Source organism: Devosia sp. (genome assembly GCF_024707125.1).
Lineage (GTDB): Bacteria > Pseudomonadota > Alphaproteobacteria > Rhizobiales > Devosiaceae > Devosia.
Genome location: NZ_JANQAH010000013.1, coordinates 33,656 through 47,467 on the forward strand (window position 1 = coordinate 33,656; position 13,812 = coordinate 47,467).

Here is a 13,812-nt window from a genome sequence, read left to right on the forward strand (position 1 = left end):
CTCGGCACGGCGTCGTTTCAGCGGTCATTAATCTACTGGAATTATAGACATTAAGAATTTTTAGATTGCTATTCCAACCACCAAGCGCTTCCGGCGAAGCAATTTGTCTCCGCACTGCCCCATTCGCAAAGCCCGGCCTCGTCATTGCACCAGCCGCGTGCATGCTATTGGCCATGCAGAACAATGGACGCCATCGCAGCAGATCTGCCCCCACGACGCTGGCGCGCCTGCCGCCACTGACATCGCTGCGCGCCTTCGTTGCCGCGGCGCGGCAGTTGAGTTTCGTGAGGGCTGCCGAGGAGCTGCATGTCACCTCCGCCGCCATCGGCCAGCAGGTGCGCCAGCTGGAAGATCATCTCGGCCAGCCGCTATTCCTGCGCCATCGGGGCCAACTCGTCTTGACCGAGGCCGGTCAAGCGCTGATGCCGGGCCTGACCGATGCCTTCGACCGCGTCCTCGATGCTGTCGCAAGACTTTCCGAGGACACCGAGACAGCGCCGATCCGCATTTCAGTCGCCCCATCCTTTGCCAGCAAATGGCTGGTGCCTCGACTTGCCGCCCTGCGCAAAACCCTGCCCGAGCTCGAAGTGCTCGTCGACGCCTCGGCCCGTCTCGTCGACTTGGCCAGTGACGACTCCGACTGCGTCATCCGCTACGGCCTCGGCTCCTATCCGGGCCTCGCCGTCGATCGGCTGTTTGGCGAAGCCGTCGTGCCCGTCTGCAGCCCGGCTTTCGCCGTCCAGCACGGCCTGCGCGCCGGTCCCGCAGCACTGGCCGATGCGCCGCTCCTCCACGAAGACGGCCCGGAGCGTGACCCATCCTGCCCTGATTGGTCAGCCTGGCTTCGCGGCACCGGCAAGCCTCTCGCCAATGCCGCGCCCGGTTTCCGCTTCAACCAGTCCTCGCTCATCATCGACGCGGCAATAGAAGGGCAGGGGGTCGGCCTCGCAAAACTCCGCCTCGCCGCCGCCGACATCGAGGCTGGCCGCCTCGTCGTGCCCTTCGGCGAGCCCCGGTCGGTGGAATTTTCCTATTTCTTCGCGGCCACGCCGCACAAGGCCAACCTGCCGCGCATCGCCCGCTTCCGCCAATGGCTTACCGCCGAGGCCGCCGCGTCTCGCGCCCCGGTCACGGCTCTAGGTCAGCCGGCAGCCCTGTCGTCAATATCCACCATCGCCGCCGAATAGCGCCTAGAGTTCAATACCCATCCAGATGGCCTCGTCGCGCCCGATCTCGCTAAGGCCGATATGCTTGTAAAAGCCATAGGCCCGATCATTGGTCAGGCTCAGCCCAAGATGCATCGCCTTGGCACCGGCCTTTCGCAGCGAGTCGAGTTCGGCCTCGATCATCCTGCGGCCCCAACCGCCCGATTGGGCCGGCGGCAGGAGATTGATGTGCAGATGCGCCGGATAGCGATCGGATAGCGACGCATTGCCGTGCTTGGGCTGGCGAATGCGATCGAGCACATTCTTGTCCAGTTTGCCGACAGCTTCGCGCCCGGCATATTTTTCGGCCAGCATGGGCCACCAATCGGCATCAAGTCGGCGTTCGAAAGCCTGCGAGTCGGTTGTTCCAACGACATAGCCAATGATGGCGCCGTCATCCTCCAGCACGAAAGCGTGCTCGGGGGCGAATTCGAGATAGGGCACAGACCAGACCAGTCCCGGATAGTCCGGGTCCGAATAAAGCGCCGAAGCATCGGCGCCCGCATCGGCAGTCAGGAGACAGATCGAAAAGAGGGCAGACCTGTCTTCCGGGCGTGCCTGGCGTATCTGTGGCGACATCAAAAGTCCTTCGTTCCACCTTTGGAGCGTGCGGTCGCCGCAAGGAGCGCTGCACGAGGTGCGGCATCACACCTTTCCGCCACTGCTTTGGCTAGTCCTATTTGCGATTGTTTGGCGGGTTTTGGAGCGCCTCGTCAGCGCTGCCGCCCGATCCGTGATCCCGTAGCCGAAAACACCTCGATCCGCCCGGGATCGCAGGAGACCGTCAGAGACGTGTCCCTGCCAATGTCGCTATTCTCACGATGCTCAATGATCAGGCTCTGTCCATCGGGCAGGGTGGCATAGAGATATTGCGTTCCCCCCAGATACTCGCTGAAGTCGACGCCGACCGAGAATGTCGCTTCGCCGCCATCGCCCACCTCGATATGCTCGGGCCGAATGCCGATGGTCACCGCAGTTCCGGGCTCGGCCGGTGTGTATCCCAGCCCGATGGTCCGCCCGGAAAACGCCACGCCGCCGTCCACCACGACGCCTTCGATGAAGTTCATCTTGGGCGAGCCGATAAAGCCGGCAACGAAGATATTGTTCGGGTTTTCGTAGACTTCGCGCGGCGTACCGACCTGCTCGATTTTGCCATCGCGCAGCACCACGATTCTGTCCGCGAGCGTCATGGCCTCTGTCTGGTCGTGGGTCACGTAGATCATGGTATTGCCCAGCTCCTTGTGGAGCCGCGCGATCTCGATGCGCATCGACACGCGCAGCTCGGCATCGAGGTTGCTGAGGGGCTCGTCGAACAGGAACACATCGGGCTTGCGCACGATGGCGCGGCCGATGGCGACGCGCTGGCGCTGACCACCCGACAATTGGCCCGGACGCCTCTCTAGTAGCGGCTCGATCTTGAGGATTTTCGCCGCAGCGGCGACCCGCGTCTCGACTTCCGCCTTGGGCGTATTGGCCATCTTGAGGCCAAAGCCGAGATTGTCCCGCACGCTCATATGCGGATAGAGCGCGTAGGACTGAAACACCATGGCAATGCCGCGCTGCGAGGGATCAAGATCCGTCACATCGCGGCCGCCAATGCTGATCTCCCCGTCTGTCACCTCTTCGAGCCCGGCAATCATGCGCAGGAGTGTAGACTTGCCGCAGCCCGATGGGCCGACAAAGACAACGAACTCTCCGGCCTGCACATCGAGGTCGATGCCATGGATCACGTCGGTCGAGCCAAAGCTCTTGCGGACCTGCCTCAGAGCCATGCCAGTTGCATTTGCCATGATCGCTCCTTCAGCGTTCGCGCAGCCAGACCAGCATTTCGCCGGGCTCGCGATTGTCCCACAGATGGTAGGGCACGAGCCGCGCCTGCTCCGCTTCGGTCTGCGGCGCCTTGTCGGCATAAAGCGCGTCGCCCCAGTTCTCGGCGCTTTCGCGCAGCACCGGAATGTCGATGGCGATGGCACCGCGCAGGTTCGGAATGGTCGCCGTCTGCGCCTGTCCGAGCCCACGCTGCAACAGGATCGAATTGAGGCCCGCGCCATTGTCGGTGCCTTCGAGGCAATAGACCAGCGGCCCGCGCATCACGGCAACGCGTCCGGCATCGTGCCGCACGGCAGGATGCGCACGCAAGGCGCGCGGCTCGAGCGGCAGGTCCAGGCTGACCGCATCCCCCTTTTGCCATTCGCGCTCGATGCGCACATAGCCATCGGCCGTCAGGGCCGCGATGTCCTCCGGCTTGCCGTTGACCTTGAGCTTGGCGCCATGGGCCCATGCCGGAATGCGCAAGGAGACGGCGAACCGGGCCGGAGCCTCGGGTTCGATCCGGATGTCGATACTGCCCGACCAGGGATAATTGGTCTTCTGCGTCAGCGTGAATTTTGCGCCATTGGCGAGGTCAATCCGCGCCTGGCTCTCCGCATAAAGATGCACGGCAATTTCATCGTCGGCGACGCCGTAGATATAGGAGCCGAGCGAGGTGACGAGGCGCGCAATATTGGGCGGGCAGCAGGGGCAGGGGTGCCAGGTCCAGCGGTGGTGGCCGCCGGTGCTTTCGAGCGGGTTCTCGTAAAAGAACGTCTTGCCGTCCGTGGAAAGGCCCGAGATGGCGCCATTGTAGAGCGCCTGCTCCATGATGTCGGCATAGAGGCCGCTCGGGCGCCGCCCAAGCATGCGGCTGGCCCAGAACACGAGGCCCACCGAGGCGCAGGTCTCGGCATAGGCCGTGTCATTGGGCAGGTCGTAATAGTCCGTAAAGCCCTCATTCGACGCCGCCGGCCCAATCCCGCCGGTGACATACATCTGCTTCTGCGTCAGGTCGGCCCAGAGTGTTTCGAGCGCCGTGGTCAGGCTGTCGTCGTGATATTCGGTCGCGATATCGGCCATGCCCGAATAGAGGTACATGGCCCGCACGGCGTGGCCGACGACCTTGGTCTGCTCGCGCACCGGCAGATGCGATTGGCCATAGCCCAGCGTATCCTTCTGGTGGCCGCGCACGTCGCGCTTCTGGGCAATGGCCTCCTCGATGAAGAATTTGGGGTCCTGCCCGCGCTCGTCGACGAAGAATTTGGCGAGGTCCATATAGGCCTCTTTGCCTATCGCGCGGGAGAGCCGCACCAGAGCCAGCTCGATTTCCTCATGCCCGCAATAGCCGCGCACCTGTCCCGGCCCGCGGCCGAACATCTTTACGAGGTAATCCGCCTTGCGGCACATGATGTCGAGGAATTTTCGTTTGCCCGTCGCCTGATAATAGGCGACTGCGCCTTCCATCATGTGACCGGCGCAATAGAGCTCGTGAAAATCGCGCAGATTGGTCCATTTCCATTCCGGCTTGATGCGCTGGAAGAAGGAATTGAGGTACCCGTCCGGGTCCTGCAGTTTTTCATACATGTCGATGATGGCATCGACCCGGGCTTCAAGCTCCGGGTTCGGCTTGCGGTAGAGCGAATAGGCAATGGTCTCGATCGATTTGCCAAGGTCGCTGTCCCAGAACATCTGCGACGTGCCGGTCCAGGTGGTGATGGGGATGACGATGCCGGGGCTCGGCACATCCACATTGATCTGGTTGAGCATGCCCGCTTCAACGCAACGATCGAGGAGGGCTGCAGCGGTGTGATCGCACACGGCTTCCTGCCAGTCGCCCCAATATCCCTCGACGGTTACGGAAGGCACGGGCAGCGGGCGGAATTGGCGATTGGGCGAGAGCGTCATGGTTTGATCCATTGGGTTGGAAGTCATTTGACCGCGCCGGCCATCAGGCCGCGCATGTAGTAGCGTTGCAGCAGGAGGAAGATGACGAGGCAGGGGATGGTCATGACCATCACGCCGGCCTGCACGGCTCCCCAGTTGATGGCACCAAGCCGCCCGGCACGAACGGCCGTCATCAGCACCGGCAGGGTGTACTTGTCATTGTCCGAGAGCAGGATCAGCGCCGCGAGGAATTCGTTCCAGGCATTGAGGAAGGCAAAGATCGCCACCGTCGCGACCCCGGGCATCACTAGCGGCAACAACACGCGCACCAGCAGTTTGAGATCACGCGCCCCATCGATCCGGGCTGCCTCTTCGATTTCGCGTGGCACCGCATCGAAGGCATTGCGCATCATGAAGACCGAGAAGGGCAGCTGCAGCGTCACATAGACAAGGATCAGCCCGACGAGCGAATTGTTGAGCCCGAGCTTGGCGAGGATGATGAAAAGCGGCGTCAGGATCGACTGGAACGGGATCATCAGCGTGGCGATGATCAAGACGAAGAAGACGTTCTTGAACGGAAAGCGGTAGCGGGAAAAACCATAGCCGGCGAGCAGCGACACGATCACCGTCAGCACGACCGTGCTGAGCGAGACCAGCAGCGAATTGAAGGTGTGCTGCCAGACGCCGGAGCCAAATGTGTCGAGCGTCGCATAGCTGTCAAAACTGATGCCATTGGTCGGCCATGGCGGCAGCGGTGGCGTCTGCGATTGGCTTCCCGGGCGGAGCGAGGACAGCCCGGCCCAGAAGAATGGGGCGAGGAAGAAGAACGAGGCCAAAACCCCAAAGCCGTGAAAGCCCATGCCGCCGAAGAATTTGCGCCGGGCGCGCGCCTGTTTGATCGCCGCGCTCATTTCTCGTCTCCCACGCGCAGTAGCCAAAGCTGAACGACGCTGAGCGCCACCAGAATGCCGAGAAGCACGATCGACAGCGCCGAGCCATAGCCGAGCTGGAACGACACGAAGGACTGGTTGAAGATATAGTAGACGACCGAAATCATGCGGTTCTGCGGTCCCCCGCTGGTCATGATGTAGAACTGGTCGAAGGCCAGCACCGAGCCGGTGACCGAAAGGATCAGCGCCAGCGCCAGCGTCCGGCGCATCAGCGGCAGGGTGAGGAAACGAAAACGCTGCCAGCGGCTGGCGCCATCGATGCGCGCTGCCTCGATCAGATCGCTGGGGATGGACTGCAGCCCGGTGAGCAGGATGATCATGGTGAAGCCAACGATCTTCCAGACGACCATGACGATGATGGTCGCAAAGGCATTGTTGAACGTGGCGAGCAGATTGGCGCTCCGCCCGGTCACGCCAAAGGCGCGCAGGATCGGGCTAAAGAGCCCGCTATCCACATTGGCGAGCCAAACCCAGAGCAGCGAGGCTGTCGCAAGACCTACCACCACCGGCAGGAAGAAAATGGTGCGATAGGCGCTGACCCCGCGCCGCTCGTTCTGGACGAAAAGCGCCAGCGGAAAGGCCAGGGCAAAAATCGCGATGGTCGCAATGACCGTATAGTAGGCGGTAAAGCTCAGCGCCGCCGCAAACCGCGTATCGCTGAACATTCTGATATAGTTGTCGAGCCCGATCCAGCTCGGCTGACCCAGCAGCGGCCAGTTGTGAAAGCTCATCCAGACGGTGAACAGCACCGGAATGACGAAGAAGATTGTCACGAGGATTATGGCCGGCGCGATATAGAGCAGCCCCTGCCACTGGCGGCTTTTGCGCGCGCGGCGTCGCGGTTTGTCTGCAGCCGCAAGTGGTGTGGCGATAGTCATGGACATGGAAAGATCCGGTTGAAGATGCGGGAGGCTCTGGCGAGCCAAAACCTCCCGCTGTTCCCCATCAGGGCGCGTTGTCGATGATCGACTGCATTTCGGACTGGGCCGTGGCAAAGGCGCCGTCCACGTCGTCGCCATAGATGGCGGCATTGGTGAAGGTTGCCCAAGGGCCATTGGCGCTGTTGATCAGGTCGTTGAACAGCAGCGTATAGGGCGTCTTGGCCACGCCGATGGCGTCGACGGCAACCTGCAGGCGAGCGTCGAGCCCTTCCAGCGTTTGAGCCGCAATATCCGAGCGGGTCGGCAGCGAGCCGTTTTGTGCCAGGATCTTCTGGCCTTCAGGCGAGTAGGCGAACTCGATGAATTCCTGCACGGCAGCAAGGCGCGGCGTGTCCTTGGTGACGACGATATTGTCGCCGCCGGCAAAGGACGAAGTGCCCCCTTCGATGCCCGGGATCAGGGTCACGCCGAAGTCGATATCGGGATAGTCATTGACCAGCGTGCCGATGGCAAAGGCGCCAAGGCTCTGGTGCCCGATCTTGCCATTGGTGAAGCTCAGGAAATTGACGCCATTGTCGGTCGCCGAACCCTCCGGAACCAGATCCTTCTCCACCATGGACCGATACTTGTCGACCGCAGCACGCATCTGCGGCGTGTCGAGCGTCGCCGTCTGGCCATCCTCGGAGAGAATGTCGACACCTGAAGCCCAAACCAGCGGGGTAAAGGTGAAGATCATGCAGCCGCCGCAGGAGCCGCCCGAGAAGTAGAAACCGTAATTGTCCCCGCCAAGGGCCCGAATAGCTTCGGCATTGGCCTCGACCTCATCCCAATTGGCCGGCGCCTTTTCCGGGTCGAGCCCGGCCTGCTCGTAAAGGCCCTTGTTCCAGGCGAGCACCGAGGTTTCGACCAGCAGTGGCAGGCCATAGACCTTGTCTTCATAGGTGCCGAGGGCAACATGCGAGGGCGAGAGGCTCTCAAAGTAGTCGAGGCCCTTGGCCCAGTCGGTCAGGTCCTGCAACTGCCCTGCTGCCGCGAAGGCCGGCGTGTAGATCAGGTCAAGCGACAGCGCGTCAGGCGCCTGGCCGCCGGCAATGGCGGTCGCATATTTTTGCACCAGTTCGGCAAACGGCACTTCGGTCAGCGCGATCTGGTTTTCGTGGCTGGCATTATAGGCGTCGGCCAGCGAGGTGAATGCGGTACCGATGCCGGTGCGCACCCACATATTGATGGTTTCCTGCGCCACTGCGTTCGACACAAGGCACAGCGAGGCAAGACTGGTTGCGACCAGTAGTTTGCGGATCATGATGTACTCCTCCCAAAGTGGGCCAGTGCGCCGGCCCCTGCGTTTCAGCTGCGGGGAACACCCCCGCAGGATTGTCTGATCACAAGCTGGCACGGCAGCTTGCGTATGCCCGGCTCGACAGTCTCTCCCGCTGCCAAAGCCAGAACCAGGCGACCGGCCTCCCGGCCGAGTTCCTTCAGATTCATGTCGATCGTCGTCAGTGGCGGCCGCGTGGCTGCGGCCACGATTTCCCAATTGTCGAAACCGACGACCGAGACGTCCCCCGGAACGGCGACACCGCGCTCGCGCAGCGCGTCGACCACGCCGCGGGCGATCTGGTCATTGCCGCAGAAAATGGCGTCGGGTTTTTCGGCCGCTTCGCCCCAGAGCTGGGCGACGGCCTCGTGGCCCCATTGCTCGGACCAGGTGCCATATAGAACCCTGGCGCCCTCGCCGATCGAAGCACGATAGGCGCCGGCGCGCTCTTCCACCGAGGCAAAGGTCTTGGGGCCGGTGACATGCACGATGCGCTGCCGGCCAAGGCTCTGGAGCCATTCGACCGCCTCGCCCGACCCTTCCGCATCGTCGGAAACGAGACTCACCGCATCGTCCGGCCCCTTGGTGAAGGCATAGACGACAGGCACGCTAAGGTTGGTCAGGTCGACCGGCAATTGCCGGTCAATGCGCTTGCCCGAGGCGATGATGCCATCGACCTGCTTGTCGAGCATCGCATCGACATGGATTTTTGCGAGCGCCGGATCGTCCTCGATGGCGCAGAGGAAAACCGACACGCCCTGATCGACCAGCGCCTCGGAAACCCCAGCCATCAGGGGTAGGGTAAAACGCCCATAGGTGTCGTTCGTAAGAAGGCCCACCGTAAAACTGCGGCGCTGAATGAGTCCACGCGCCATCGCATTGGGCCGAAACCCAAGGCTGCTCGCCGCTTCCTTGACGCGCGAACGGGTCTCGTCCGTCATGCGTCCGGTATCGTTCAGCGCTTTCGACGCGGTCGCAACACTGACGCCCGCCGCCTGCGCAACGTCATAAATTCGCACTCGCTTGGTCGGCAGCACTGACAATTGTCGATCCCGTGAAAAACCCTTTTCTCACGGAAGAAAAATCCTTTTCTCAAAGTTCTGTCAAGCCGAATTCTCGGTGCATCCGCGAGTATCTAAGTTCGGGGGTGTAGCGCCCCAGCCCCTTTGCCCCTGGAACCGCGTCCCCTGCGCGTGCAGCGGCTCAAACTGAGGCGCGTTGCTGTTCGCCCGCGTTGCCCGGCCGGGCAGTGGCCCATCTCACGTGGGTCTCAATCGGTCGGGCTAGCATCATCTTTTTGCAGGTTTTTGTCGACCGGGGCCTTCCAGGAACGTCGACGTCTAGCTTGGCCCGTACGGCACTTGCCGCGCGCCAATTGAAGGGGAAACAAAATGAAGTTGACTACGACAACAATGATCTCTGTCGATGGCGTTATGCAGGGGCTGGGGACGCCGGACGAAGACCGCCGGGGCGACTTCGACCGCGGCGGATGGGTGCTGCCTCTTTTCGATGAAGATGCGGCGGCGGAACTGGGAAAAATCTATGCGCGCGCGGATGCATTTCTTTTTGGGCGGTGGACCTATGAGGTCTTCGCGGCATCCTGGGGTGCAATGGCGGAAATCCCGCCCGATAACCCAGTGGCAGTGGCGCTCAACACGCGCGCCCGATATGTCGTGTCCACCACCCTGAAGGACGCGAAATGGGCAAAGGGGGTGATCTCGGCAGACATCGAGACGGCCATCCGAAGGCTTAAGGCCGAACCGGGCGGTGAGCTTCAGGTTCATGGCAGCGGGCAACTGGTTCGCTGGCTGCTCGAACGCAACCTGATCGACGAAATCAACCTGATCACGTTCCCGCTAATCCTTGGCCAGGGAAAGCGCCTTTTTCCGGAGATTGGTTCTGACCGGGCCCTCGAGCTGGTTCGGTCCCGTGTCAGCAATGGCGGTGCGATATTCAGCGTCTTTCGGCCCGCAGGGCGGCCGAGATATGAGGCCGCAACCTCGCAATCCACGACGGTAAAGTCGTGATTGGCTGCAAAGGGTGAGGTCCGGAACTGTCGTTCGGCTGGCAACGCCAGTTTGACGGCAGCGTCCGGCATTCCACCGAAAGCGTCCAGCCGCCAGCGGCCGGGGCGAGAAGCTAGCCCTAAACGTCGGCCTTGCCGAAAATGATCGCCCAATTGCCGGCAATCGCTGCGCCCGCTTCGAGACTCAGCTAGATCAAATTCGTGCGCATCCGGGCGAAGCGAGTTTGATGGTAGAGACGGACCTTTATCTGCCGCTGAAGGCCTTCATGGAGGGCGCCGGCTACTCGGTCAAAGGCGAAGTCAATGGCTGCGACCTGGTCGGCGTCAAAGACGGCGACCCGCAAGTGGTCGTGGTTTGCGAGATGAAGCTGACGTTCAATCTCGAACTCGTCATGCAGGGCGTCAATCGCGCGGCGATTTGCGACGAGGTCTGGCTCGCTGCCCGCACCTCCAAGACCGGCAAGGGGCGCGAGCACGATGCGCGCTTCCGCAATCTGTGCCGACGCCTGGGCTTCGGCCTTATCGCTGTCTCGGCTTCTGGCGTAGTTCATGTCATCGTCGCGCCATTTGCAGCGACACCGCGCCGGGATCCCAAAAGGCGCTCCCGGCTGCTTGATGAGCACAGGCGCCGCGTGGGCGACCCGCAATTGGGCGGCGGCCGCGGCAAACCGATCATGACCGCCTACCGGCAGGACTGCATTGTCTGCGCCACCGCCTTGCTGGCTGGCCCCCAAAGCCCCAGGCAGCTAAAGGTTCTGGTCGCCAGAGCCCCGACAATTCTGCGCAGCAACGTCTATGGCTGGTTCGTCAGGGAAAGCCGTGGTGTCTACGGGCTGACGGAACTCGGCAGAGCCGCTGTTCTCCCGCCTCAAGCCTGATCGGTTCCGCGACCGGGGCCGATGCAGCGACAAACCGAGCGCAAAATCAGCAAGTCTCGCCTTTCGGCAAGCCGGCTTAAGTCATTGAAAAGATTGATGGAGCGGGTGAAGGGAATCGAACCCTCGTCGTAAGCTTGGGAAGCTTCTGCTCTACCATTGAGCTACACCCGCGACGCGCCACTAGATGCGGGAAATCTGTGAAGCCGTCAAGCCGCCCTTACGGAAACGACTTGAAGTGCTTTGAGAGTTTCAGCGTCTGAGCCTGGTAGTTCGAGCCGAGCGCCGAGCCATAGAGACGGTCCGGTTTTTCAGCGAGCTTTTCGTAGATCAGCTTGCCGATGCTCTGCCCGTGGCCGAGGAGGAACGGCACTTCGCGGCTGCGCACTTCCAGAACCGCCCGGCTCCCCGTGCCGCCGGCCGAGGAGTGCCCGAAACCGGGATCGAAAAAGCCTGCATAATGCACGCGGAATTCGCCCACCAACGGGTCGAAAGGCACCATTTCGGCCGCATGGCTTGGTGGCACATGTACGGCTTCGTGGCTGACAAGGATGTAAAATTCATCCGGGTCGAGCGTCAGCTCCAGATGCCCGCGATTGTAGAGCGGCTCCCAGAAATCGAGCACGTCGAGCGCATTCTTCCTGTCGACATCGACAACGCCGGTATGCCGCTTGGAGCGGAACCCGATCAGCCCGTTGCGGCCCTCGCCCTGAAGGTCGATCGAGAGCGCCACGCCTTCGCCAACCGGCTGGTCGCCGCCGACGACAAGCGTATCGCTGGCATGAAGCGCCTGGTGCTCGGCCGAGGAAAGCCGCGTGTCGCCGCAGCGGAAGCGCATCTGGCTCAGCCGCGACCCCGTCCGCACCAAGACCGGAAAGGTGCGCGGGCTGACTTCAAGATAGAGCGGCCCTTTATAGCCCGCCGGCATCTGGTCAAAGCCGCGTGCCCTATCGCCAATGACGCGGGTGAAAACGTCGAGCCGCCCGGTAGAGCTCTTGGGATTTGCCGAAGCGCTCACCTCTGCCGGCAGGTCGAGGCTTTCCTGCAGCGGCACGAGATAAACACAACCACGCTCCAGCACCGCCCCGCGCGTCAGGTCGATTTCATGCAGCTTTAGGGCTTCGATCCGGTCGACCATGGAATGGGCCGGGCCCGGCAAAAAACTTGAGCGCACCCGATAGGCGACATCGCCGAGCCGGAGATCAAGGCTCGCCGGTTGCACCTGGTCGGCATCGAATGGGTGCGCCGTCGCAATCGCGCCCTGCGCATGTAGCTTTTCGATCAATCGTGCAGGAAAGACGCCTTGCGGCCAGGCCTCTGCCATGGTGCGGTGCTCCGGCAAATCAGGGGTCGCTCTCCCTAGCAAAGCCTGAACATTGACGCCACCGGCCAATTGCGGTTTAGTCGTTTCCAGTGGTGATTTGGCCGGTCGCTTGCAGCCACTTAAAACAAATTGCTAAAGACCGTTGGTAACCGGCCGCCACTTGCGTGCCGGTTTTTTTGTTTGAAGGCGAAGCTATGTCTAAAGATAAAAATCCCCTCCTTGATCCCAAGCGGCGCTCGGCAGCGACGCAGATGGTCCACGGTGGGGGCAAGCGTTCGCCCTTCAACGAAACCAGCGAAGCGCTCTTTCTTAATTCGGGCTATTCCTACCCAAGTTCGCAGCACGCCGAGGACCTGTTCCTCAACAAGATCGCGGGCCACAATTATTCGCGCTTCGCCAATCCCACCGTCGACATGTTCCAGGAGCGCATGGCGCTGATCGAGGGCGCGGAAGCGGCTCGCGGCTTCGCCTCGGGCATGGCCGCCGTCACCAATGCAGTGATGAGCCAGGTCCGCGCCGGCGACCACATCGTTGCCGCCCAGGCGCTGTTCGGCGGATGTCGCTATGTAGTTGAAGATTACGCGCCACGTTTTGGCGTGGAATCGACGCTGGTCGATGGCCGCGACCCCGAGAATTTCGCTCGCGCCATGCGCCCGAACACCAAGGTCGTCTTCATCGAGACCCCGACCAACCCGACGCTTGAACTGGTCGACATCCAGGCTGTCGCCGACATCGCCCACGCCCATGGCGCCAAGCTGATCGTCGACAACGTCTTTTCGACCGCGCTTTACCAAAAGCCGCTCGAACTGGGCGCCGATCTCGTCACCTATTCGGCCACAAAACATATCGACGGGCAGGGCAGGGTGCTCGGCGGCATCGTGCTGGGTTCGAAAGCCATCATCGAGGCCGACGTCCACACTTTCCTCCGCCAGACCGGCGCTACGCTCAGCGCCTTCAATGCCTGGGTGCTGCTGAAAGGCCTTGAAACCTACGCCCTGCGCATCCGCCAGATGACCGACAGCGCCGAAAAGATCGCCGAGGCGCTGGCCTCGCATCCCAAGGTGAACCGCGTCATCTACCCGCACCACAAGAGCCACCCGCAATACGACCTTGCCAAGCGCCAGATGAGCCGCGGTTCGACCCTCCTCGCCCTCGATCTCAAGGGCGGCCAGGAAGCGGCGTTCACGCTCTCGGATTCGCTCGCGGTGGTGCTGATCTCAAACAATCTCGGCGATGCGAAATCGCTGATCACCCATCCGCGCACCACCACCCATGCGCGCCTCACCGAGGAAGTCCGCTTGGAAACCGGGGTCACCCCAGGCCTCCTGCGCCTCTCGGTCGGCCTCGAAGATGCCGATGATCTGATCGCGGACCTGATGTACGCGCTCGATCAGGTGTGAGCTTTTCGTGAGCCACTGGCTTCCCCGCTCCCCTTGTGGGACTTTGAGGCGGCCCGCAGGGGCAAATCGCTCCAGTGGAGCGATTTGAGGTGAAAAGGCCGCGAGAGCTGCGCTCGAGTGGCGGGGCCCGACCGGCC

General features: G+C 62.0%; 12 protein-coding genes, 1 tRNA gene and 1 riboswitch. Of the genes, 4 read left to right on the forward strand and 9 right to left on the reverse strand.

What is annotated here, in order from left to right; translation table 11 throughout:
* Nucleotides 1–173 precede the first annotated feature (173 nt).
* Nucleotides 174–1,187: a transcriptional regulator GcvA gene (gene gcvA / locus NVV77_RS21000; RefSeq protein WP_295416532.1), complete on the forward strand. Its 1,014-nt coding sequence runs from the start codon at nucleotides 174–176 to the stop codon at nucleotides 1,185–1,187.
* Between the two features lie 3 nt (nucleotides 1,188–1,190).
* Here gcvA and NVV77_RS21005 read toward each other — a convergent pair whose 3' ends face one another.
* The 7 genes from NVV77_RS21005 to NVV77_RS21035 form a co-directional block, all read right to left on the reverse strand.
* Nucleotides 1,191–1,784 (reverse strand): GNAT family N-acetyltransferase, encoded by a 594-nt coding sequence (locus NVV77_RS21005; protein WP_295416535.1) that lies wholly within the window; start codon nucleotides 1,782–1,784, stop codon nucleotides 1,191–1,193.
* Nucleotides 1,785–1,918: 134 nt separating this feature from the next.
* The gene (locus tag NVV77_RS21010) at nucleotides 1,919–2,995 is read right to left on the reverse strand and encodes an ABC transporter ATP-binding protein (protein WP_295416538.1); all 1,077 of its coding nucleotides are present in this window, start codon (nucleotides 2,993–2,995) and stop codon (nucleotides 1,919–1,921) included.
* A gap of 10 nt (nucleotides 2,996–3,005) precedes the next feature.
* Nucleotides 3,006–4,922: a beta-L-arabinofuranosidase domain-containing protein gene (locus NVV77_RS21015; protein WP_295416897.1), complete on the reverse strand. Its 1,917-nt coding sequence runs from the start codon at nucleotides 4,920–4,922 to the stop codon at nucleotides 3,006–3,008.
* Between the two features lie 23 nt (nucleotides 4,923–4,945).
* Nucleotides 4,946–5,812 (reverse strand): carbohydrate ABC transporter permease, encoded by an 867-nt coding sequence (locus tag NVV77_RS21020; RefSeq protein ID WP_295416541.1) that lies wholly within the window; start codon nucleotides 5,810–5,812, stop codon nucleotides 4,946–4,948.
* Nucleotides 5,809–6,729: a carbohydrate ABC transporter permease gene (locus NVV77_RS21025; RefSeq protein WP_295416901.1), complete on the reverse strand. Its 921-nt coding sequence runs from the start codon at nucleotides 6,727–6,729 to the stop codon at nucleotides 5,809–5,811. Before NVV77_RS21025 ends, NVV77_RS21020 begins: the two co-directional genes overlap by 4 nt.
* A 67-nt stretch (nucleotides 6,730–6,796) precedes the next feature.
* Nucleotides 6,797–8,035 carry a sugar ABC transporter substrate-binding protein gene (locus tag NVV77_RS21030; protein WP_295416544.1) on the reverse strand — a complete coding sequence of 413 codons (1,239 nt, stop codon included), beginning with the start codon at nucleotides 8,033–8,035 and terminating at the stop codon, nucleotides 6,797–6,799.
* A 44-nt stretch (nucleotides 8,036–8,079) separates the two neighbouring features.
* Nucleotides 8,080–9,093 carry a LacI family DNA-binding transcriptional regulator gene (locus NVV77_RS21035; RefSeq protein ID WP_295416548.1) on the reverse strand — a complete coding sequence of 338 codons (1,014 nt, stop codon included), beginning with the start codon at nucleotides 9,091–9,093 and terminating at the stop codon, nucleotides 8,080–8,082.
* Nucleotides 9,094–9,441: 348 nt separating this feature from the next.
* Here NVV77_RS21035 and NVV77_RS21040 point away from each other — a divergent pair, with 348 nt between their 5' ends.
* Complete coding sequence (locus NVV77_RS21040) at nucleotides 9,442–10,077, forward strand: dihydrofolate reductase family protein (RefSeq protein WP_295416551.1); 636 nt, start codon at nucleotides 9,442–9,444, stop codon at nucleotides 10,075–10,077.
* A gap of 226 nt (nucleotides 10,078–10,303) precedes the next feature.
* Nucleotides 10,304–10,954: a DUF2161 domain-containing phosphodiesterase gene (locus NVV77_RS21045; RefSeq protein WP_295416553.1), complete on the forward strand. Its 651-nt coding sequence runs from the start codon at nucleotides 10,304–10,306 to the stop codon at nucleotides 10,952–10,954.
* A 97-nt stretch (nucleotides 10,955–11,051) separates the two neighbouring features.
* Here NVV77_RS21045 and NVV77_RS21050 read toward each other — a convergent pair.
* Together NVV77_RS21050 and NVV77_RS21055 are read right to left on the reverse strand one after the other, a co-directional pair.
* Nucleotides 11,052–11,125, reverse strand: a tRNA-Gly gene (locus tag NVV77_RS21050).
* Nucleotides 11,126–11,171: 46 nt separating this feature from the next.
* Entirely contained in the window at nucleotides 11,172–12,275 is a 1,104-nt protein-coding gene (locus NVV77_RS21055; RefSeq protein ID WP_295416556.1) for a 2'-deoxycytidine 5'-triphosphate deaminase, read from the reverse strand.
* 79 nt (nucleotides 12,276–12,354) lie between these two features.
* Nucleotides 12,355–12,430, forward strand: a riboswitch (SAM riboswitch).
* A gap of 39 nt (nucleotides 12,431–12,469) precedes the next feature.
* Between NVV77_RS21055 and metZ the strand changes: the two genes are divergently transcribed.
* Nucleotides 12,470–13,675, forward strand: coding sequence for an O-succinylhomoserine sulfhydrylase (gene metZ / locus NVV77_RS21060; protein ID WP_295416559.1), 1,206 nt, complete (start codon nucleotides 12,470–12,472; stop codon nucleotides 13,673–13,675).
* Nucleotides 13,676–13,812 lie beyond the last annotated feature (137 nt).

Excerpts from the sequence above, each read along its gene's own strand:
- NVV77_RS21010 (WP_295416538.1), bottom strand. The coding sequence starts at position 2,995 with ATGGCAAATGCAACTGGCATGGCTCTGAGGCAGGTCCGCAAGAGCTTT.
- NVV77_RS21025 (WP_295416901.1), bottom strand. The coding sequence starts at position 6,729 with ATGACTATCGCCACACCACTTGCGGCTGCAGACAAACCGCGACGCCGC.
- gcvA (WP_295416532.1), top strand. The coding sequence starts at position 174 with ATGCAGAACAATGGACGCCATCGCAGCAGATCTGCCCCCACGACGCTG.
- NVV77_RS21005 (WP_295416535.1), bottom strand. The coding sequence starts at position 1,784 with ATGTCGCCACAGATACGCCAGGCACGCCCGGAAGACAGGTCTGCCCTC.
- NVV77_RS21020 (WP_295416541.1), bottom strand. The coding sequence starts at position 5,812 with ATGAGCGCGGCGATCAAACAGGCGCGCGCCCGGCGCAAATTCTTCGGC.
- NVV77_RS21030 (WP_295416544.1), bottom strand. The coding sequence starts at position 8,035 with ATGATCCGCAAACTACTGGTCGCAACCAGTCTTGCCTCGCTGTGCCTT.
- metZ (WP_295416559.1), top strand. The coding sequence starts at position 12,470 with ATGTCTAAAGATAAAAATCCCCTCCTTGATCCCAAGCGGCGCTCGGCA.
- NVV77_RS21045 (WP_295416553.1), top strand. The coding sequence starts at position 10,304 with ATGGTAGAGACGGACCTTTATCTGCCGCTGAAGGCCTTCATGGAGGGC.
- NVV77_RS21055 (WP_295416556.1), bottom strand. The coding sequence starts at position 12,275 with ATGGCAGAGGCCTGGCCGCAAGGCGTCTTTCCTGCACGATTGATCGAA.
- NVV77_RS21015 (WP_295416897.1), bottom strand. The coding sequence starts at position 4,922 with ATGACGCTCTCGCCCAATCGCCAATTCCGCCCGCTGCCCGTGCCTTCC.
- NVV77_RS21040 (WP_295416551.1), top strand. The coding sequence starts at position 9,442 with ATGAAGTTGACTACGACAACAATGATCTCTGTCGATGGCGTTATGCAG.